Annotated in this window: 14 protein-coding genes and 4 pseudogenes; 5 read left to right on the top strand and 13 right to left on the bottom strand. The window is 64.0% G+C overall.

Annotated elements, in window-relative coordinates; all coding sequences use genetic code 11:
• Nucleotides 1-113 precede the first annotated feature (113 nt).
• Nucleotides 114-275, top strand: a complete 162-nt coding sequence (locus ABZU76_RS26025) for a winged helix-turn-helix transcriptional regulator (protein WP_354874204.1) — start codon at nucleotides 114-116, stop codon at nucleotides 273-275.
• A gap of 199 nt (nucleotides 276-474) precedes the next feature.
• On the opposite strand, the gene ABZU76_RS26020 is transcribed toward ABZU76_RS26025, so the two are convergent.
• The 3 genes from ABZU76_RS26020 to ABZU76_RS26010 all read right to left on the bottom strand — a co-directional run bounded on the left by ABZU76_RS26020 (nucleotide 475) and on the right by ABZU76_RS26010 (nucleotide 3,351).
• On the bottom strand, nucleotides 475-1,056 hold the full coding sequence (locus ABZU76_RS26020; protein WP_354873942.1) for a sigma factor-like helix-turn-helix DNA-binding protein: 582 nt from the start codon (nucleotides 1,054-1,056) through the stop codon (nucleotides 475-477).
• A gap of 258 nt (nucleotides 1,057-1,314) precedes the next feature.
• A complete protein-coding gene (locus ABZU76_RS26015) occupies nucleotides 1,315-1,851 on the bottom strand; it encodes a DUF417 family protein (RefSeq protein ID WP_354873941.1) in 537 nt (178 codons plus the stop codon).
• An 870-nt stretch (nucleotides 1,852-2,721) separates the two neighbouring features.
• The gene (locus tag ABZU76_RS26010; RefSeq protein WP_354873939.1) at nucleotides 2,722-3,351 is read right to left on the bottom strand and encodes a TetR/AcrR family transcriptional regulator; all 630 of its coding nucleotides are present in this window, start codon (nucleotides 3,349-3,351) and stop codon (nucleotides 2,722-2,724) included.
• Nucleotides 3,352-4,769: 1,418 nt separating this feature from the next.
• On the opposite strand from ABZU76_RS26010, the gene ABZU76_RS26005 reads away from it, so the two are divergent.
• From ABZU76_RS26005 to ABZU76_RS25990, 4 genes are all read left to right on the top strand, one after another.
• The gene (locus ABZU76_RS26005; protein ID WP_354873937.1) at nucleotides 4,770-6,002 is read left to right on the top strand and encodes a hypothetical protein; all 1,233 of its coding nucleotides are present in this window, start codon (nucleotides 4,770-4,772) and stop codon (nucleotides 6,000-6,002) included.
• A 92-nt stretch (nucleotides 6,003-6,094) separates the two neighbouring features.
• Complete coding sequence (locus tag ABZU76_RS26000) at nucleotides 6,095-7,039, top strand: 2-dehydropantoate 2-reductase (protein ID WP_354873935.1); 945 nt, start codon at nucleotides 6,095-6,097, stop codon at nucleotides 7,037-7,039.
• 783 nt (nucleotides 7,040-7,822) lie between these two features.
• The gene (locus ABZU76_RS25995) at nucleotides 7,823-8,881 is read left to right on the top strand and encodes a helix-turn-helix domain-containing protein (RefSeq protein ID WP_354873933.1); all 1,059 of its coding nucleotides are present in this window, start codon (nucleotides 7,823-7,825) and stop codon (nucleotides 8,879-8,881) included.
• Between the two features lie 142 nt (nucleotides 8,882-9,023).
• Nucleotides 9,024-9,326 (top strand): antibiotic biosynthesis monooxygenase, encoded by a 303-nt coding sequence (locus ABZU76_RS25990; protein ID WP_354873931.1) that lies wholly within the window; start codon nucleotides 9,024-9,026, stop codon nucleotides 9,324-9,326.
• Between the two features lie 915 nt (nucleotides 9,327-10,241).
• Here ABZU76_RS25990 and ABZU76_RS25985 read toward each other — a convergent pair.
• The 10 genes and pseudogenes from ABZU76_RS25985 to ABZU76_RS25940 all read right to left on the bottom strand — a co-directional run.
• Complete coding sequence (locus tag ABZU76_RS25985; protein ID WP_354874202.1) at nucleotides 10,242-10,430, bottom strand: ferredoxin; 189 nt, start codon at nucleotides 10,428-10,430, stop codon at nucleotides 10,242-10,244.
• 152 nt (nucleotides 10,431-10,582) lie between these two features.
• Nucleotides 10,583-10,705 (bottom strand): annotated as a pseudogene (locus ABZU76_RS25980) (hypothetical protein); the annotation flags it as partial.
• 67 nt (nucleotides 10,706-10,772) lie between these two features.
• Nucleotides 10,773-11,099 (bottom strand): annotated as a pseudogene (locus ABZU76_RS25975) (histidinol dehydrogenase); the annotation flags it as partial.
• Nucleotides 11,086-11,712: a helix-turn-helix domain-containing protein gene (locus tag ABZU76_RS25970; protein WP_354873929.1), complete on the bottom strand. Its 627-nt coding sequence runs from the start codon at nucleotides 11,710-11,712 to the stop codon at nucleotides 11,086-11,088. The pseudogene ABZU76_RS25975 and the gene ABZU76_RS25970, both read right to left, overlap by 14 nt.
• A gap of 124 nt (nucleotides 11,713-11,836) precedes the next feature.
• Nucleotides 11,837-12,445: an ISAs1 family transposase gene (locus ABZU76_RS25965; RefSeq protein WP_354873927.1), complete on the bottom strand. Its 609-nt coding sequence runs from the start codon at nucleotides 12,443-12,445 to the stop codon at nucleotides 11,837-11,839.
• 426 nt (nucleotides 12,446-12,871) lie between these two features.
• Complete coding sequence (locus ABZU76_RS25960; RefSeq protein ID WP_354873925.1) at nucleotides 12,872-14,026, bottom strand: glycosyltransferase; 1,155 nt, start codon at nucleotides 14,024-14,026, stop codon at nucleotides 12,872-12,874.
• A gap of 629 nt (nucleotides 14,027-14,655) precedes the next feature.
• Nucleotides 14,656-19,428, bottom strand: a complete 4,773-nt coding sequence (locus tag ABZU76_RS25955) for a DUF6531 domain-containing protein (RefSeq protein WP_354873923.1) — start codon at nucleotides 19,426-19,428, stop codon at nucleotides 14,656-14,658.
• 856 nt (nucleotides 19,429-20,284) lie between these two features.
• Nucleotides 20,285-20,578, bottom strand: a complete 294-nt coding sequence (locus tag ABZU76_RS25950) for a hypothetical protein (protein ID WP_354873921.1) — start codon at nucleotides 20,576-20,578, stop codon at nucleotides 20,285-20,287.
• A 509-nt stretch (nucleotides 20,579-21,087) separates the two neighbouring features.
• A pseudogene (locus tag ABZU76_RS25945) lies at nucleotides 21,088-21,252 on the bottom strand (hypothetical protein); the annotation flags it as partial.
• A 76-nt stretch (nucleotides 21,253-21,328) separates the two neighbouring features.
• Nucleotides 21,329-21,496, bottom strand: a pseudogene (locus ABZU76_RS25940) (hypothetical protein); the annotation flags it as partial.
• Between the last annotated feature and the right edge of the window lie 17 nt (nucleotides 21,497-21,513).

The raw sequence follows: 21,513 nt of genomic DNA, 5'->3' as shown, positions 1-21,513 counted from the left end.
GGCCATCGACGTCATCAGCCGCCGGTGGAGCGGAGCGATTCTCGTCGCCTTGATTCACGGCGCCGACCACTTCACCGACATCCTCAGGCTCGTCGACGGCCCTCTCCGCTCCGCTGCTCCCTCAACGACTCAAAAAACTGGAGCGGGACGGATTGGTGCTTCGGACGGTGTTACCAACCACACCCGTCCAGATTCCGTGCAGACTCACCCAGCGAGGCAAGGATTTCGTCCTTGCATTGAAGCCGCTCGCGCAATGGGGTAACGCTCAGCGATAAAATCCAGCCACCTTCAAGCATCAATGGCGTCGCCGGTAAGCTATCAAAAAGTTGACAAAATTCCACACCAGAGGGCTCACTCCAGAACTCACGCCCCCCGCATCCCTTATATCGGGCAAACCGTCCACAATTTCATTAGAATTCATCGACTCCCACTAGACACGGCAATATAGGTCTCTTCGCGCCTGCCACGAAGCAGTTATGGAGTCGCTGCCGCGCCGTGGCCGCCGTCTTCACCCAACACGTCTCGGGATCGACTATCCTGCACGATGTCCGCTGGCAGTAATACGGGCTCTCCATTCTCGGTGGCAGCACGTAGCGTCGTGAGCACCTGGGAGCTCGAGCTCGCAACAAAACTCAGCGATACACCGAGCGTCCTCGCCACTTCAGCCTCCGGCACGTCCAAAAAGTACCGGAGAACAACGATGGCCCGTTCCCGAAAGGTAAGCCGCGCCAATACTTTCTCCAAAATCGCTCTCTCAGCCGTGGCCTGGGCCACGTGAACGTCCGAGCCATCCAGGCGCCCGGGTATATCCTTGGCGACGACGCGCTTCAGTCGCCGGCAAGGCTTCACGGTCACTTGCTTGACTAGCATTGCGCAGACGTATGCATAAGCATTCTCGTGACGTACCCGCGGCCACGCGGCGTACGTGCGAATTAATGCCATTCGTGCAGCGCACTCCGCCTGGTGCCGGTCACCTGTCAGCAGATAAGCCGCATACATCAGCCGCGTGGAGGTTGCCTGGAAAAAATCGACGAAGGCCTCATCGCTCCTGGCCATCCACACCTCCTCGTATCCATTTAGCCGATGCGGTCTGAGTGATGCACCCCGCGCCCCGCCCGACATCCACGCTCGGCCGCCTCTGGCCGCACAGACACGGCACGGCCTGATGAAACGCCTGTCACCGAGCACGTCGGCAACCGTACGATGATCGCAACCGGAGCGGGCCGTTAATGCCGAGACTGCCGAGAACGGCGTACTCCACACCGTATGCAAGAGCTTGGCCGGCATCGGCCCTCATGCGAGCTCGCACGGAGGTCACGGCGCGGTGCGTGACGAACTTGAGGTTGAGCCTGCCGACGAACGAACCCTTGCCGCTCGCACCGAGTCAGCGAAAGTCCACGCCGACAGACCGAGCAGTGCGACGTCCTTGAGGAGGAACTCACCATCGTTCGATAGAGCCGGAAACCCGCCGCCGGCGGACTCGGTAACACCTGGAGTGGTGAACAGGAAGCTAATGGTGGACAGGAACAGCACAATTGCCAGCGCGCTTCCCCCCGCTGACAACCTCGGAAACAATGGTTTAATTGAAATTAGCACCGCGGCGGTCAGTTCAAAGGCACCTAACATCGCCGAGAACGTGTCCACCGGGAAGATGTTATACAACCAGCCCAAGAATGGACTGCTCGCTACCAGCGGATGAATCTGCTTCGCTTCGAAATCTGCAAACTTCATGGCGCCGATCCACCCGATGACGACGACTAGACCGTAACGACTGAGAATTCCAGCGATTTTCTCCAGCTTGGAGAACTCGCCGGCTTCGCTGAAGTTCGTACTGCCTCGGTCTGCGATCAAGGGTTCAGCCCTTCTCTGGTCGATTCTGTATTGGAATGAAGTCATAGGTCGGTTGCCGCTAGAACGCCATCGGCAATTGAATTTCGCGGTTAGCTCAGCCTGTCCATACCGATCTCTAAGGGACACTCAGATACTTCGGTCTACCTGTACTTGCGCCGGCTCCGGCCTCGAATCCCTCAGCTAAGCGTGCCCTCAGCCTCGCCGATGTAGACCGCGAGGAATTGCGTGAACCGCTATGGCCACATCGAAGAGGCGATCCCAGGAACAAGGTCGATCAGGCCTATAACCCCTGTCGCGGGTGCCGCCCCGTCCCATTCCACTGCGCCGGCAACGTCGACGTACGGGCTTGGGGTCCTGCGGTTGCCGCCCGGCACAGACAGACTCAGACGGTCCGTCCACGGAGACTTCGAGCATTTCAACGAGGCTTTGGTTCGCTCTCCACAAGTATCAGCCGGCCAGCACGCCCTTAACTGCATGCAGAACCACGCCGGATTGGCCATCACGCTGCAGCTGTAGGTCCCCGCGCGGACTTAGCTGGTCACGCGGGTAGCGCAGTCGGTGCGCCGACGACACAGGCCGACCGCACGTTGTCCAGCAGCGAAACTGCCTCCCGTGGAAAAGTCAGAACGCGTAGTCCATATTGGCTACGACCAACTTTGATCGTCGGACAGCGCGCACCGTGGTGATGCGTCATGACACTCCTGATCCGTCGCCGTATCACAGACATGAAGCAAGCGTCACCAGAGAGATGCCGGGCACTTCAGGGCGCGAGTGAACCCCTCTCCCCGTGAGTCCGGAACCAATCGCAACTCGGAATGACTGTTCCGACTATGGAGTACAGCTCGAGATCTGTCAAATCCGAGGTGGGTTCTACACGCCCGCGTTGACGCTGGCGAAGCAGCGGACGTAGCCCAAGGCCATATCGAGGGCGTGTTCCATGGGCTCCGCATCGCGGGCCGTCTGCGAGAGCAGGTACCCGCCCTGGAGTGCGGCCATAATCCCGGCGGCCAGCTTGGCCACGTCGGTCTCCGGACGCAGATCTCCGCTCGCCCGCATCCGACTCAAGCCGGCAGCGAGGTAAGACTCCCAGGTCCGCAGTGCCGCCGCCAGCAGAATCCGCGCCGGTTCGGAATGCTCATTCAGCTCGCTGGCGAGGCCTCCGATAGCGCAGCCGTAAGCACCTCGCGTGGCGCGAACGTTGCGAACCACCTGGTCCCGCCATTCCCACAAGCCCTGCAGGGACTGCAACTGCTCCAGCTGGGGGTTGGCAAACGTTCGATCCCCCTGCGACTTGATCACTGCACTGATCAGTGCGTCCTTGTCCGCGAAGTAGTGGTAAACCTGCGATCTGCTGGTACCGCTCGCCTCAACGACTTGTTCGATGCTCGTGGCGGCAGCCCCTTGGGCATGGATCAGGTCTGCCGCAGCGCGCGTAATGCGCTCTCGGGTAGCCGCCCCGCGTGCCGTCAGCCGCCGGGAGCCAATCTCGCCACCATCCATCCGGACAGTTTAGCCGTCGAGGGCACCGATCCGGAATGGGTAGTCTGACTGTCAAGTCGTGACATGAATGCGGTGCCACGTGGCGTCACTCGCAACCGAGCGTCCAGACGTCCTCGCGTACGCCACGGCAACACCAACAGCGATCGCGACAGGAAGGATTAATGGCACCAAAGCACCAAACCGGCGGTCAATTCGGCCACTGTCTGGATCAGCGGGCCTGATGGTCGACTGACTACTGCAGCGTGGTCACGGGCCGGGGAAGGTGGTGGTGACCGGCTTCACGTGCGCGAAGGCGAGTCGTCCCAGTGCCAACTCGGCTTCGATTCGAACGTCGTCGAGCTCCCCACCAGGCGGACGTTGCGGATCACCGCACCTCGCAAGCCGAACGGGATCGGGATCTCGAGCCAGTTCCATCGTGCAACATCGCCGTACACGATGATCAGCCGACGATTGACCGCTGACAGGTGTGTCCATCGTTGTTTACGAGGAAGATGATCGGTGCGAGCCCCGCCGTACCGTCGTTCCGATCTCATGCACGGCCAATCCAAGCGCACCGTCGCCGATTGCCAGGCGCGCGGCCACGTTCCGCCGTGAATTCGCGGTCAACGCGCCACCGCCGGCATTGAGCTCGTCGGCGTCGCCAACCCAGGCGTCACCGCCTCGATCAAGTCCACGAAGGTCTGTTGCTGCAGTTGCCAGGAACACCAACGACATGAGTGAGGCCTAGTACTGCAACGGCAGTTAGAGCCACGCCCGGCGGGAAGGTCGACGACCAGCTCATCGGCCCGGGCTTCGCGACCACCTGTGGTGACCGGGGTGTCGTTGACCTTGGTTGCAGTACTAGGGCGACCAGGCGGCCGGGCAACAGGACGTCGATGGCTCACACGCATGAGTGGTCATTCATCCGGATCCTTCCCCGCCGCGAGGGCGCAGCGCACCACCACTTGCTCAGCTCGTGCACGAGGGCGCGACGTCCACCATGGCCCTGACTTGACTTCATGTCAAGTGTGGTTCATGGTTGTCAACGATGACCATGAACCACGACCCGCCCACATCCACAAGGAACCAGAGCAAGCCCTCCCATTGACTCTTACACTCAGTCAGCGCTGTAACGAGACTTGTAGACGAGAGGTGCACGGCCACTCTAAAACCGCTTTTATCCCTCCGATCCAGCCCAAATCGGGCGGAGTGCCGAGCAGCATACTGATCTCGTGTCGCGCATGATCGCACTGTGGCCATCCATTTTCCGCCGTCGATGTCGGAGCGGTCAAGCTTCTAGCCAAAGGTTTTCTTATTCCTTGCCGCGTAGCTGTCACTCAGGGTGGAAACGTTCTCACACTCCTGACGTGCTATGTCTGGCAGCGCCGAGAACGACAAGGAATTGACGTCCGACACGCAACAGAAAGCGAGTCTTACAGGTGAGCAGCACCACGTTCATGCTGAGGCCACTCGGGGCATTGGAACGCATGTATCACCGTTACATGGAAGATTTTCCGATGCATTTCACGGTAGTCGCGGAATTTGAAGAAACGCTACCGGTAGAACAGGTCGTTCGCGCCCTTGCCGCTACGCAGGCCCGGCACCCGCTGTTACAGGCACACATCGTAGACCATTCGAGCAAAGGACTCGCCTTCCATCGTCCCGCAGTTCGCACCGCCATCCCACTCCGCATCTTGAAGCAGCACGTTGACTCCTGGCGGGCTGTTGCGGCAGAAGAGCTAAGCCGACGATTCGACCCTTCGCATGCACCACTAGCTCGGGCTGTTTTGATACACGATAACACATCTTCGGCAATACTACTGACTTTCTATCACTGCATCACCGATGGCATTGGGGCTATGGCCGTGCTCGAAGATGTCGTAGCCGCACTCAATCATTACGACCTTCAAGGTCTTCCCCTTCCGCCTTCCCAGGAAGAGATGATTGCGAGAACCTTGCGGCCCCGAGCGACTGTCGAAGTGAAACGGCCCGCGAGTGAGGACCCCCGCATGGGGCCTGGCGTTCCGCGACCATTCGATAATACAACTCCCTACGTAAGTACGGCCGCCTTTGATCCTGATCTCACTGAGCGACTTATTCAGAGGTGTCGCAGTGAGGAAACCACAGTGCACGGAGCCCTTCTCGCCAGCGTATCTCGTGCGCGCAGTTCCCTGACCGGCGACGAGTTCGTACGCGCGCTGACACCTATTAACTTTCGCGACCACATCGAAGTACAAGGACAGTGTGTCGATTATCACGCTGCCGCACGGACGGGTTCCACACCTTTGGCCGAAGGTTCCTTCTGGGACCAGGCGCGCGCCGCGAGCGATGCACTGCAAGATCCAAGGTCTGCAAGCAATATCGCCGCCGCTTCCGCAGCAGTCCAGCAACATATTCCACCCGATGTCGACGCCGCGACCGCATTGGCTGTCATGGCCACCTTCGGGTACGACATTGCTGTCAGCAACCTTGGTGTCGTGGAATTTCAGCGGGTCGGCGCTATCCATCCGACTGCACTGTGGGGGCCGGCGCTCTTATGTCAGGCCGAGGGCGAACAGGTCATCGGAGTCACAACTTTTGGCGGGAAACTCCGCATGGTCGCATGCAGTTATACACCAACCGATACTCTCCTGTCAGAGTCGCAGATGATAATCGAGTCAGCGGTCAGATAGCGGCCATAGCGTCTCAACTCGAGGAATTTATCCGGTCAGTTCAACGGCAAGCAGTTTCGCGCCTAGTAGCCCAGAAAAGGGTTAGAGTTATAATGAACGACGACAATAGGCCGACAAATATTTTTCAACCTTCAGTACGGCGGCAGAAAGTGGCAGTGATCGGCGCCGGCGCTCTCGGCACCATCATTTCATGGGCAGCGCATGTGGCAGGTAACGATGTGACCTTATGTGCGCGAACACCCATGCAAACGCCGCGAGTGGACACCAAGGAAGGCTCGCACGAGGTTCCAGTCCATGTTGCAACAGTACCCGAGAGGCAAGGAGCCGTCGACTGGATTTTGATTGCCACCAAGGCACAGGACACGGCTAGTACCAGAGCCTGGATATCGGCCATGACAGGGCCGGACACAGTGGTGGTAGTGGTTCAGAACGGCATTGCACATCGTCGGCGAGTTGAGCCGTACCTGCCGGCGGGAGTTGAAGTTATACCAGCGGTTCCCTTCAGGATCGCAGCTGAGCGACTGACGCCGGGGCGCGTTCTGTACTTCAAAGACGACCAGGACACATTTCTTATTCCCGAGGGGCCGGCAGCGAGTCGACTGGTCGGGGTATTTGCTGGTAGCTTTCTCAGGTTCAAAGAGGATGGCGACTTCAAAACCTCGACATGGCACAAATTGTTGATCAACTCGGCTTGGAACCCGATAACCGCCCTGACCATGCGCCGGGGCGACGTTTTTCGCGACCGCGGCATTGCAGATTTCGCACGAGGAATTCTTCTGGAAACTGCACAAGTCGCCAGGGCCGAGGGTGCCAATATTTGTAATGATCAGGTTGAAAAGATCATCGGTGCACTACTTCATCAGTCCGGTGATATTGGATCTTCGATGCTGTACGACCGTCTCGCCGGTCATAGCACCGAGTACGATTATATCAGTGGCGCCGTCGTCAGAACCGCAAGCATGCACGGCATCCACGTACCACTGAACAAATTACTACTATCACTGACACGCGCCGCTGATCCTCATCGCGCCGACTAGCGCCGAACTATGGCCAGAAATCGCCTGGCAGGAAATTCGGGGCATCACGTTCTGTATATTCTTTCCGAGAGTTCGTCAAAATGATTCGCCGTCAGCATGGTTGAGTACTGGTCAAACCCGAAGCCAGAATCAAGCCGTCATCGGCACAGGCGGGCGCCACGTGTGCGCTTCGGGAGCACGCATCGGCCCCGGGCACCCCCAGGATTCTCGCCGACCAAGAGGGGCGACTGTCACCCACCCCTCCCCCCGGTACCGACGATTGCACCGAGCTTTGGTGTCCGAGTTCGTGAATACCCCATCTCCGCAGCCGTCGACCGCGCTTCGGGTGTATCCGACAAACGCAGCGACGCCCAATCAGATCAGCCGCTAGACGATTCGGCCGATTGTCTCTAAACGGCGTGATGTGGCCGTGACTGGCGAGAGGCCGAGTACTCACCCGATCTCAAACCGTCAGCCAAATGACGCGCCCACACGGCCCACCGGATCTTCGCCACGCTGCCCGTCTCCGGACGGACCAGACGGCGGTGGGCAGCACCTCGCATACCCGTTGCCGTCGAATCTGGGGCCGTAGGACCACCTGCTGACACGTGCGAGGTGAGGCCGATCGCACTGACGTGACCCAACGCGGACCGGCGCGTCCATTCGTTGGACCTAATGCCCATGCTGTAATCAGGGAACCTGAGCGGTTCAAAACAACCTATGCGAGAGGTCCAAGGCCTTGACTGAAATCAACACCTGGTACACACCCGCCTCTCGATTCTGGACGGTGAAGGGAATGGTGGCGTGGTGACGCGTGCGGTAAAAGCTCCCCCGCTATCCCGCGGCAGACACAAGCACCGGGTAGCCGTCCTCGTGGACCCGGACACCGAAGGGTTCGAAGTCGGCGTGATCCAGCAGGTCTTCGGGCGGCGTACAGGGACAGTGCAGACCGTAGTCCGGGATATCGGCTCACCCTACGAAGTGATCCTCTGCGGCGAATCCGAGCGATACATCCTCCCGTCCGGCGCGGACCTTGGGCAACTCGCACCGCTCCACACCCTCCTGACTGCCGACACTGTGATGGTCCCCGGGGTGCAAAAGCCCCTCGCATCTCGGAGTTCGGCCATCCTGGGAAGCGTGCGCGGCGCGTACCAGAACGGCGCCCGGATGGTCTCGTACTGTGGCGGCGCGTTCGTGCTGGGTCGCGCCGGGGTTCTGGACGGGCGGCAGGCGACCACGCACTGGCTGCTGGCCGACGAGTTCCGCGCGGTATTCCCCCGGGTGCGGCTGACGCCGGACAAACTGTTCGTCGACGATGGGCCGGTGCACACCTCGGGCGGGGTTTTCGCCACCATGGACCTCGCGCTGCACCTGCTCGCCCTCGACATGGGCGACGCCCATGCAAACGACGTGGGTCGGCTCCTGGTCGCAGGGCCCCGGCGGCCAGGGGCCCAGGCGCAGTACGTCAAGCAGTCGCTGCGCGCCGACGACGACCTGCCCATGGGCTCGTTCCTGCACTGGCTGCGCGAGCACGTCTACGAGCCGTTGACTCTGGCCGGGCTCGCGCAGCAGCAACACTTGAGCCAACGTAGCCTGGTTCGCAAGTTCCGGCAGGCGACGGGGATGAGCGTCTTCGACTGGATTAACCAAGAACGAGTCAGCCAGGCCAAGGCGCTGCTGGAAACCACCGATCACCCTGTGGGGGACATCGCCGTCATGGTTGGCTTCCAGACACCGGAAACCCTGCGGCGCAACTTCGACCGCCACGTCGGGACGACGGCCGGCGCTTACCGGGCGGAGTTTCGTCGCCAGTCACATCGGACCGACGAGCCGGTCGACACGGCCCCTGTGGCTTCGAACTGACTCGGCGGGTAACGGACCGCTGCGGCTGTGCGCAATCAGGCGCGATACGTGGCCTAGATGGCCCAATCTGTGCCCTAGGGACAGATCACGCTACCTATCGTGGCGAGTGCCCATCCAAGACACACGTGCAGGGAGGAAATCGATGGTTGCGTACGGGTTCTTCGCCGAGATCGAGGCCAAGGAAGGAAAGGAAGATGAGGTCGAGGCGTTCCTGAAAGAAGCGAAGACTCTGGTCGACGCCGAGCCGGGCACCATCGCCTGGTTCGCGTTCCCCATCGGCCCGCGAAAATATCGGATCTTCGACGCGTTCGATTCCGAGCAGGGTCGCGAGGAGCACCTCGAGGGGAAGGTAAAGGCGGCGATCGTGGCGCGAGCGGAAGAGTTGTTTACCGACTTTCCCACGGTCACGCCGGTAAACCTGCTGGCCGCAAAGCTCCCCAACTGATCTGCTCTTTCGATTCACCCTGTTGAGCCGGTACGGAGAGGGCCCAAACGGGGACTTTCCGTAACGAGGGCGAATCGGTCGTCGCCCGGCGGGCGGGGTGTCCAGTAACGGCTATTTGTTGGACACCCCACCCGCCGGGAATACCGCGTTGCGCACCGCTTGCACAGCGGCAAGAGACATTCCCTAAACGGGCCAAGCCACGACGCCAGTTAACGTGGCCGACCGAATGAGGAGCGATCGTGGTCGGCTCGTGGGTCGGCGTGGACCGTCGAGTCCCTGTGTGAATCTGTCACCGTGGGCTGTATGGCTCCTTCGGTGAACCGGATCCGGACCGCATTACTGTTGAGTCGCGTCGGTGGTTATCGCTTTGGGGCTGTGTCCGCCCAGTGGAGGACCTCGTTCCGGAGGTCGGAGTCCACAAGTTCGACGCGGAGCGCACCGTCCAGCGCGTGGTGGTAGCTGAATACCTGGGTCTCTCCGGCGCGGTTGACATGGCTGACCTCCCGTTTGCCGCCCGCGTCCAGCGAGCTGAGCGAGAGCTCGAACCGATCCACCCAGAAGCGATGAGCTCCACCATGAGCCCGTCACGCGACGGACGCGAGTACGTGTACAGAAGGTTGGGTGCAGGTCGTCTGGGAAGAAATCACTGGCGCCACCCGCGCCAAGTGGCTGCTGCGGGCTGGCGACACCGTCCGAGCCCGCACCGCACTCCCGGCGTCACGCCCGTGTTCGCCCGTCTCGACGGCGATGACCTCCGCGCCGTTGCCAGCCTCGCCGGCTCGTGGCAAGCCGCGGATCCGGGTCGTCACGACCTTGCCCTCGAACGCACCGCTCAAGCCCAGCGCCGGCAGGCGGCAGGGCACACCGGCGGGAAAGTCGTGCTTGAGGTCGGGGTGACGCGCCACCCCGAGGACATCAGCTGTCCGGCGTGGCGTCCGTTCTGTCGATCCTAATCGCCGACATCGGCCAGTTGTCCCGGGTCGCCTCGAGTTCACGGGCGTTCCACGGTCCCGACGGCTCGAAAACCGACAGTAGGTCGTCGTCGAGCTGGAAGGCGCCAGGGGCCGCCTGGACGCACTGCGCCACGCCCGCACAAGTCGTGATCGACCACGGCCCTCACCCTCGCTCTGGTCATCGCGGCTGCCGCTTGGCCTCGGCAACGTAGGCCTTGCCCGGTCCGACGAGCAGGTCGAACTGCCGATTGTCTCGGTGCCCACCGCCATGGCCGCCACGGCGTGGACACCACCCAACAGCAGGATCTCGTCGGCACCGGCAAGATGCATGTCCGCGACGGTCGCGGCCGGGGCCGTGCCGCGGATCGGCGGGGTGGCCGCGGTCACTCGGTCGAGGCCGCCAACCTTCGCCGTCACCACGGTCATGCGCGCCGAGGCGACGAGCGGGTACCGTCCGGCACGTAGGCTCCGGCGGCCGACACGGGAATGTTTTCTGTCCCAGCAGAACCCCCGGTTGAGGTTCCACCTCGAAGTCGTGCAACGACTCAAGCTGGCGCTGGGCGAAGTCGCGGACGTTGGCTTGGACGATGCGGATGTCGGCCAGCGTCTGCGCCGGCACAGTGGCCAGCACCCGGTCGATCTCCTCGCCGGTGAGCCGGAACTGCTCCGGAGACCAGTTGTCGAATTTCTTCGAGTACATGCGAACCGCGGTGTCGCCGTCTCGCCGGACGTCGTCGATCACCGTGGCGACGGTGTCCCGGACTGCGGCCCGCTTCGCCGGGTCGTCCGCCGCAGCTACCGCTGTCTTAAGTCGTTCCATCGTTTCTCCTCCGCCCAGTGCTCCGGGCCCGCCCTGCCGGCTGATCACCGGCCACAGCGGCGAGTCGCAGCGATTGCTTGCAGACCGTGGCGAGCGCCGCCACGACCACCGTGTAGACCGCTTCGACCAGCTCGGCCACCTCCAGGTCACAGCCGTGGGTCAGCCAGTCGGCGATCATCTCGTCGGCGGCGCCCATCGCCGCCCGCATGGTGATCCGGGTGCGCGGCGGCAGCTCCCCGGCGAGGCCGACGACGGCAGCCAAGAACTCGACTCCGGCCTTGCGGCTCCGCTCGATCAGCTCGTCGACTTCCGCGTCCTGCCCACCGGCCCGCATCATCACGAGCATCGTCTGGGCGTGCTCGCGCCGGTATTCGACCTGCCGGAGCGTCACACCGCGCAGCCACTGCTCTCCCGTCAGCTCGTCGTCACGGCGACGTTGCAGATCCACGAGCTCATCGAGCATGCGCCGCAGTACTTCCAGGTACAGGCCGCGCTTGTCCTTGAAGTGGTAGAACAGCAGGCCGTGCGCCACGCCCGCCGTTTCGGCGATCTCACTGATGTAGACATCGTCGTACCGCTTGCGGGAGAACAGGTCCATCGCGGCGGCGACCACCGCCTCCCGGCGATCGCCTCGCGCCTGCCGCTTCGTGCTCATCGTCGTCCTCCACTCACCATTGCCGACCAGAACGACTGGCCGCCGCGCCGACCGCGGGCTCGACCGTGAACGTACGCCCCGGTCACCGGACCAGGCGATCACCGGATCGGCCCGCATATCGGCACAGCGGGAGGACGGCAGCCGGCCTCACATGTTTGCATTCCGCCAAGTCAGCGGGTACGGCCTCGTGGGCCGTCAGGCTGGTGACTGCATAGACGCATTCGATCGGCACCTTCGCGGTGCGCGCCGGCTGGCGCCGGCGGACGACCCGAAGCGCCCGGTCCGCACGGAAGGCAGCCCCGGCACGGTGGACAACCTTCAGGCGGCGAATCTCGTCACGGTCATGGGCAGCGGCCCGCGTGCGCTCCAAGAGCAGCACTTCTTTCCGTGGCAGTTCCTTCACCAGCGCCTGTAGGTTCGGGCGGTTGCCCTTGAGTACGGCGATGCAGTGTGCGTCTTTCTTCTCGACCAGGAATCTGGCGTGGTCGGTCTGCGTCAGCAGCGCATCGAAGGTCGCCACCCGTCCAGTCAGGTCCAGTGGGTTCAGCAGGGGCCCGAAGGCGGTGATCTCGTCGTGCTTGGCGTCGACCTCGCGCTGGGCCAGCACGATGCCGTCGTCATACAGCGCGGAGATCAGGTGGACGCAGTGGTCATCGACGCGGATAGCGCCGCGCAGGGATTTGCCATCCACGGCACCGCCGCCCGCGCACGGCAGTGCCGTGGGTGTTAGTCCTGGTCTGCGGCACGTGAGGCGGCGGCACGAGCGGTGAGGCAGCCACCTACGGCCGCCACGTCGAGCACGTCGCCGTCGAAGCGCCGCAGTACCCGACGCACGGTCTTCTCGCTGGGGCGCCTGGTAGGGCCGATCCGGGCGATCCGTCAAATCCGGCGATGCCCAGCGCTGCTCGATCACGTAGGCTTCTCGACCGGTCTTGACGATGCTTTCCTCGTGGGGGCCAAGCGTTTCATCGATGCCCGGAAGGGTGGATCCTGCTATATCCGAGGGACCGGGCGAGCTCGCTGGACGTCCAGGTCGCGTGAGGATCAGTGCGCACCAGTTGGAGTGGGCGACTCCTTATTTCATGCCCGACTCGCGAGAGACGAGACGCAACGACTCTCACTGCTCGGCGAGGCTCTGCCGAAGGCGAGCGGCAACAGCCTCGGGCGCTACAAGAGCCGCGATCTCTTCAGCCACCTTGCCGGCGTTCTCCCGGTATGCAGGTTCCGCGAGCAGCGACGCCACAGCCTTAGCGACGTCGGAGGCACTGGCGCCCTTTTCGACGGAGATGCCCGCTCCTGCGTTGGCCACCCGCGCCGCCTGGACGAACTGATCAGCGGCCAGCGGCACCACCACCATCGGAATACCGGCAGCGAGTATGCCCAGGGTACTGCCGGCGCCGCCGTGCGTGACCGCGATATCCATGCCGGGCAACAGTTCGTCCAACGGCGTGAAACCGAACAGCTTCACGTTGTCGGGCACGTTCTCTGCGCCGAAAGCGTAGTCCCCGGCCGATGCCTGCAGTCCGGTGGTGACACTGACCTCCAGGTCTGCGGCCGACAGCTCCACGAGCAGCGGGTTAAGGACCTCGGGAGAGGAGAACACCGTGCCGAAGGTGACCAACACGCGGGCTGTTGTGGAGCGCTTCGGCGAGGACAGCGTCTTGTCAGCTGGCGGACGTCCGGCCGCACGGTGGGGTTCGGGACGCAGGCCGATGTGCCCCTCGGGCTTGCTCCATCCGTCTGTTTGGAGGGCCAGAGGGCAGGTGTCGAGATACCACCGCGGCCGTCTCAGGGGTATGCCTCTCTTGTCGTGGCGTTTGCGGATCGTCGAGGTCATGAGAGCCGCCGCGGTAGGAGACATGGCGGGTCCGAACGCAAGCGTCGCGAACGGTACGCCGAGCGCCGAGGCGGTGATCGGTCCGACGAAGTCGTAGTGTTCGCTGACGATCAGATCGGGCTGCCATCCCCGGGCCATCGCCTCCGCCTCGTCTGCGGTCAGATCGACACGAACGCCGGCGAACGCCTCTGCTTCCTGCTCGGGAGTCAGGCCCGCCAGCGGGTCTGCGCCAGTCCGTCTCATCACCTCGCCCATCAGCACGTCCAGCGCCGGCCCGGCCGCCAACGGGACCATGCCCTCGCCAACGAACGACGACGCGAGGGATCCGGCCGTCAACAGTGCCACATCGTCGCCCTGCGCCCGGAAGGAACGCGCCAAAGGCAACAAGGGAATAATATGACCGTGGGCCGGCGTGGCCGAGAAAAGTATGCGCACTGCGTTGTTCCTTTACGTCCGTCGATTATTGCGCGCTGGGCCCGGTACACGCACCGCGTCCAGGTGAGGTGTTGTCATGCCGACCTGCCACGTGTGTGCACTGGAAATCGGCCAGCGCTCGGAAACGGTCCACGCCGAACAGCGGATATGGTGCGCCTGTGCGATTGGGTCGACGTCAGCGGTGAGCGGCCTTCGCGAGTTCCTCTCGCAGAAACTCCGCAGTCTCCGCAGGACGGGACACGACGGCGAATGTGACGTGTTTCGCACACTCCACGGACGGGGCCCGTCCTGCGAACTTTCCCGCATCGCCGGGGTAGGCCATTGTCCCGTTCCCCGATGATGTATTTGTGCGAAGTCGTACGCCAGGCGACCTGGGTCAGCGACTGGGTGAACGGTGCCAGGGCCTGGGGTCCGAGAGCCTGCGCCGCCGCCGTGGCCACCTCTGGCGTGAGGTCGTGGCAAAAGACACTTGTTGTCGCCAACGTTCTTAAGGACCTCCCTCGCCATATGACCGTGTGCTGATCCTTCGGCTCACACAGCATCCACGTCTCGTGCTACCAGCGGTTCTTCCGGCGCTCGAAGCCCTGCTCTCGGAGTAAGCAGGGAACAAGGCCGAGCCAGCCCGACAATCAGCGATTTTCCTTGTTCCAGATCACGACCGGGTCGGCGTCGGGGTAATCGGCGTCGTGGGCGATGACCTTCGTGATGTTCGGGTTGTGTCGCAAGATCGGGAACTCGTCCATGTCGAACACGTTGTTCGGTCGGCGCGAGGCAAGCACATCGCCGTTGTGGGCCCAGCCGCTGGAGGGAGCCGGCGTGTTCGGCAGAGCCACGTGGGCCTCACCCTCGGCGTTACGGCCCAGGGCTTTCGAAGCGTCCGTCCACACCTTTCCGGCGTTGGGGTTTCCGTCACTGAAGCCGGGCATCTCGATCTTGTTGTCGCGCAAGATGCCTTCGAGTGTATTGCCTCCGTGCTTCTTCGCCAGCGCTTCAGCGGGCAAGTCGATCGGCCCGTTGTACGTCTGCGCCGTGACGTGCTTGCCGGTAACCGGATCGGAGAGGGGAGCGTCCTTGGCGGGATCGGCGCCCTTGCCCCACACCGGCGCGTCGGTGAACTTTCCGTCGGTGATGTGGCCACCCGACCAAAACCAGCTCTTGTCCTTGCCGGGCTTCATCATCTCGTCCCACTTGGGCGCAAACTTCGCGTACTGCTCGTCGGCCATGTCGGCCGGGCGGATCTTGCCGTCCGGGGAGCGGAATTCGTCGAGTCCGTCCGGTTTCTTCGCCGCCAGCTCGATCTTGCCGGCGTCGTCGCCGCCGGCGGGGCGGTCCGGGGCCTTGGAAGCGCCTGTTTTACCACACGGACTCACGAGCCCGAGCGGGTCGCCGGCGAGTAGCGGCTCCGAGACGTAGCCGACCGGGTTCGGCGCGGCGGCGAGCCCGAGCGGGTCCTGGCTCAGGTACCGCGCGGTCTCCGGGTCGTAATAGCGATATACGTTGTAGTGCAGCCCGCTCTCGTCGTCGCGGTACTGGCCGGGAAAGGCCAGGGGAATCGGCGCCGCCTGCGCCTGTTCGCCCCAGAAACTCGAGCGCGCACGCCAGGCAAGCACGCCGTGCTCGTCGATCAGTTCGGTCGGTGTGCCCGCCGGCGAGGTGACGACGGTGCAGAACCGCATGCGGTGTGATGGCCCGGTCTGCTCGACCTGAACCACCGGCCTGTTGTCGCCGGGATGCCGTTCCCACGTGAGCACGCGGGAGGTGCCGTCGTCGTAAAGCTCGATCTGCTCCACGAGGTCGGCGCCGCTCCAGACGAACCACGTCTCGGCGGTCTTCCTCGACCGGCCGTCCTCGCCGATGGCCCAGCGCCGCTTGGCGAACCGCCTGCCGAGCGGGTCGTAAAGGTAGGTCCAGAAGGTGCCGTCGGGAGAGACCACGGCGATCATCCGGTCTAGCTCGTCCCAGAGATAGCGCCACTCCTGCTCACCCACTGGCCCTGTGCGGACCCGGCCGGTCACCCGCCCCTGCCGGTCGTGGTTGTAGCGCGTCCCGGCGACCCGCAGCAAGGTGTTGCCCTCGTAGGCGCGTGGTCCCGAGGCCGATGGCGTGACAGCCGAGACGATGTTGCCCGCCGCATCGTAGGTGAAGCGTTCGGTGTCGGCGCGCGGCGTGTGAACCTCGGTGACCCGGCCAGTCCGGTCGAACCCGAAGCGCAGCGGACCCGACACCGCGTCGTCCACAGCGGCGAGCCTTCCGTCTGGCCGGTAGGCGTAGCCTCGCCGGCCCAGGCCGGTGACCACCTGCTCGGCGAGCCGATCCTCGGCGTCGAACCGCTGCCGCAGCACGACCGCGCCGTCGACGGCACGACTCGTCTCACGCCCGTGCTCGTCGTGTTCGAACCGCATCTCGTGGCCGGCGATGTGCAGTGACTCCGGCGCGCCGGAGTCGTACCGCCATTCACTGTCCAAACCAGACACAGTGCGCCTGCGGACGCCGGTCACGTCGTAGCTCCAGTGCACGCCGACGCCGTTCAGCGTCTCGTCGAGAACGCGGCCGCGCTCGTCACGCGCGATCTCCAGGACCGAGTCGGCGTTGACGGCGTAGGTAAGCCGCCCCAACGCGTCGTAGGCGTAGCCGGTCACGCCGGTGGCCGTACGTCGTTCCACGACATTGCCGAGCAGGTCGTAGCGGTACTCGGTGACCTCGCCGAGTCCGTTCGTCATCCTTCGCAGCTGCCCGGCCTCATCGTAGGTGTACGTCAGCCGCCTGCCGTCGAAGTCCGCCTCCTCGGTCAGGCGGCCGACGGGATCGTAGGTGTAGCGCCAGATCAGACCGTGCGGGTTCGTCACCGCGGTCAACCTCAGCTCGCCGTCGTAGCTGTAGAGGGTGCGTGCGCCGGCCGCGTCGGTGTCCTCGATCGGCAGCCCGAACGGCCCGTAGCGACGTCGTGTCACTCCCCCGGCCGCGTCTCGGTGCTCGAGGACCCGTCCTTCCGCGTCGTGCAGCCAATGTTCCCGGTCCCCGTGCGGGCCGATCCGCCAGGCCCGCCGCCCCTCGGCTGTCCATCCCAGCCGGGCCGCGCCTCCGGAGGCGGTGTGCACGACCTGGGGCCTGCCGAACACGTCGCGGTCGCCCGGTCGGACCGCTGCGCCGGTCAACGGCTCGTCGCCGAGCGGATCAGCCCGGCTGTCCGCCCGGAACGGTGTCGAGACACCGGGGAGGACGGCGAACGGATCGGCCTCCGCGACCACGGCAAGCGCCGCCGAGGATCCTTCACCCGTTTCCAACGTTGTGCCACCGGCGGCGCGCGAAATCCGCACCCGGGAACCGTCCGGGCGGGTCACGGTCCTCAGTTCATTGTTCTCGTAACTGTAAAGCGTAACCCGGCCCAGCTCGTCCACTTGGGACCGCAGCTGGTCATAGCGGCTCCATGCGTACCTGCGGGAGTTCCCGAGAGGATCGGTCTTCTCGACCAGTTGGCCGGCATCGTTAATCCGATATGTCCAGGTGTGGCCCAGTGCGTCGGTGTGCTGCGTGGTCCTCGTCGCGGTGTCGTAGGTGAAGACGGCGTTGAAGTAGCCGTCTGAACCGACCGTGCGGACGCAGCGTCCGGCGTCGTCGTAGACGTACCGGTACCAGTTGCCCGTGCGGTCCTGCCAGCCGACGAGCCGGTGGTCGACACTGTAATCCAGCCTCATCGGGCGGCCGCCGAAATCCGTGATCGTGGACAGTTGGCCGAGTCGGTTGTAGCCGAACCGGACAAGAGGGGCGGCGCCGGGTGCGGCGAGCGCGACGATGCGGCTCGTGGCGGTGACGATCCGGATCTCGCTGCCGTCATCGCGACGCACTGCGATCGGCGCGCCGTCCGGGGTGTACTCGATGGTGGTACGACTGCCATCCTGCTCGATCACGGTCAGCGGGAACACATTTCGGCCGACGTCGGCGAACTGCAGCTCGCGGGGCCCTGCGGATAACCGGTAGCCGCCGGGCGCGCGCCGCAGGGGGTGGCGCGGACCTTCGAGGGGCATCACGGGGGCGTCGTCAGCCGGCCGCGGGTATACGAGGACCATGCCGTCCTCCGCGTAGTACCGGATGTGCTCGGAGCCCACCGTCAGCTGCTGATCTACCGTGGACGCCCACGACGGGCCGAACCACCGCCCCGCGCGGTAGGACGACAGGTGTGTGCGCGACAGCACCAGGTCACCGACCTCACCTGGCATCGTGACGTCGACCTGGGTCATCACCACCTCACCAGTGGCGACGTCGACCGGGTCCGACACGCATACCTTGGAATCCGACGGCAACGCGCGATCCCGCGGGCCGTCCGGCTTCGGCGACGGCCCGGACTTCGGCACACCGACGCCAGGCCCGTCCGTCGTGGCCGGCGGGGTGTCGGCCACCGGCGCCGGCCCACCTTTCGGCGGCCGATCAGCCATGTGCGACGGCACAGGATCGCTCTTCGATGGAGGTGTGCCGCCGGCGCTCGAGGTCGTCGTGCTGTCCTCGCCTTGCGGCGAGGGATCATTCTTCGGGGGCGTCGGATCCCCCTTCGGAGTACCACCATCGTTGCCGCCGTTCGGCGGTCTCTTCATTTCCGGTGCCTTCGGCGTGGCGCCGATGTCTTTCACCGTCGACGGTGCGGAGACCTTGCCACCCTTGAGCCCCTTCAGCGCCTTCGACGCATCCTCGAACAGCGCCCCCGCCTTCTTCAACAGCGGGACGAGAGCCTTGAGGGCCTTGATAAGCCGCGTGAGGATGTCGGCGATCTTCGAAGCGGTCTTGGCCACGGTGCTCACGACCTGCGGGATCACCCAGGCCAGGCCGATGCCGAGGGTGAACACCACCTGCAACGCCCAGCTGATCAGGTGCCCGACCAGCTCGGCGATGATGTCCCGCACCAAGGTACGGACCGCGGCAACCACCTCACCAGCGGTCTTCACCCCGCTCGAAGCGCCCTCGCAGCCCTTCTGCGCACTCCCCAGCAACGCCACCAAATCCTGCGACCGCTGCCGATACGCATCAGCAGCAGGACCGGTCCACGACGCCAAATCCGCCTGCACCGCGCCCTGCAGGTCCGAGCCGATACCCCCCAGTTCCGAGGCGACGTTGTTCCACGTCTCCGACTGTGCCTTGATCTGGTCGGCGTTCCCGGTCAGACCGTCGAGCGCTTCCTTCAATGGGCCCACGTGTTCCATCAGCCACGCCACACCGGCCGCGAGGATCGCACCGAACGGGTCCATTGCCATGGAAAGAGCGTCCAGCGCCGTGCCCACCGCGCCCATCGCGACCGAGGCCCAGTCACCACTATCGATCGCCGACTTCAGATCGTTCGCAGTCTCCAGCAGCGAGATCCCCGAATACGCCGTCGTTGAATCCTGCGTCGGCGCCACCAGCGGATTACTCAACCTCGAACCCCCTTCCCAAACGCGAGCCGGCCCATTCGCCCGTCCGCCACTGAACCCCGCACCGCCAGCGCATGGCATAGGCGGACCCCGGTGTCCGCGGCAGCGAGCTGCGACGCCGATTGGCGTCGCAGTAGTCCTCAATCCTCATCACGACAACTAAAGAGCCAGCCAGACACGCGAGGAACGTCACCGGTGAGGCCCCAGCCATCTGACCCGAAGGCACTCCTGGTCCTTTCGGGAGTTGCCGAGCTCGGCCAGGAGTTCGGGCGATCGTGCTCGCCGAACTTCACCTCCACTAGCGTGAGCCGTCTCGGCGCCACCTCGGTATCCCCTCAACGCGTCATCGAACTCCCTTACCACGCCATGCGCACCGATCGCGTCCGGAACCACAAGCCAATTCCGGGGACCGACTTCGTCGTATCCGGCGGACCAACCGGAGATCAAAGCCCATACGGGCTTTACGGTCACGTCCATAGGGGACGGCAAAATAATGTCCAACATTGAACTCGCCCAGAAGCTGCTGTGCGCGCGCCTTAAGGGTTCCGTGATGCTGTAATACGACGTGCCCGCTCCAAGGCGCCGAGGTCCCCTTCATCTCCATCGATCGAGCCATGGTGCACGGCAAGCCCGTCCGCCAGCGCCCGAGTGGCCGGCATCCCCTTGATCTGCTCTACCCGCACAGTCTCAGCGGAACTGCCCGCGATCCCGTTGGTGGCCGACAACACGCCCACGCCAGGTCACCAGCTGTTCGCGTGCGTGCGCAGTCACTCATGGGAATCCTTTCTCGCCCACGTCTTGTGAAGGGAGGGCCTTGGCTTCAAGCCTGGCCCTGACTTGATTTCATGTCAAGTCAGGGTCAGGCCGCGACCCACCCCGCGTCTCCCCGATCGGCCAACTCGCCACGACCGCCAGGAACCCACAGAGATCCGTGCTGTACCAGGTTCGGCGTTCTGCCCACCTTCACTGTGCCGGGATGAGGGCCGCTTTTGATCGTGATCTGCTCGCCGATGAGGTGCAGCTCGAGGTCGGCGAACAGGCTGTCACCGGTGTGGTCTTGTCCGTCCTGGGCGAACGGGTCGGGACGGCCCACGCGAGCGACGACATCGTCGGTTTCCAGATGTCCCGCCTCGCTGAGAGTCGGGTCGCCCATTGGAATGAGAGAACAACGCTGCGGCCGCAGCCGGGGGGCCGAACCAGTGTGGGTCAGTGTCGTTGATGCGGAGGTCATTGATGCTGGCCTCACGTAGCTCGTGCCTAAACTTGTGCGGCTACTGGGCGTCGTGATCGTCCTACTCGTGCTGGAACCACACCGCGATCTGGCTTCGCGTAGTTGACGTAAGCCTCGCTGATGTCGATGTCCAGCGCATCAGGCGAGGCCGCAACGAGTCGTCCGTTGATGCGGACGCGGCGGAGGCTCGCATACTCGATCACCAGCGCTCCCACCGGCTGGTTCACGGGCAACTCGTACATCGGATCGCCCACAGCGGGGACCGCGTGGCCGCGCGGTCCCGTCACATGGCGCATTACGTGGGTAATACCGCCGGGCTGGGGATCTCAGTCCAAGCGTCGACCGGCACTGGAGACGAACTTCAGGCCGGTGGTGGTCGCCAGCACCGACGAGTGACCACTCCGATCGAGCTCGTTGGTGCTGGCGAGCCATCAGGAGTCGAGGCCGCGGACCCGGTGTGCATTGGCGACAGGTTCCACGGCCAAGGCTGTAGCTGCGGCGCGAAGGGTGATGTTGTGGGTCGAGGCGTGAGCGACGACGACGTGCCAGGCGGTGAGCATCCGCTCGGCGAGCCGATCCTCGACCTGGTCGCGTGACGCACCAGTACGCCTGGTTGGCTTGAACCCACTCGAAGTAGGACACGATCACGCCGCCGGCGTTGGCGAGAATGCCCGGCACGATCACCACGCCCCGCTCGCCCAGGAGTCAGCCGGCCTCCGGGGCAGTAGACCCATTGGCGCCCTCGACGATCACACGTGCCCGTACGCTTCCAGCGTTATCGGCGTGGAGGACACCCTCGACCGCCGCTGGGATCAGCAAGTCGACCTCGAGCTCGAGCACGGCGGGGCCGACGAGCG

This window comes from Amycolatopsis sp. NPDC005232 (assembly GCF_040607795.1).
Taxonomy (GTDB): domain Bacteria; phylum Actinomycetota; class Actinomycetes; order Mycobacteriales; family Pseudonocardiaceae; genus Amycolatopsis.
This window is presented reverse-complemented; position numbering and strand designations above follow the sequence as displayed.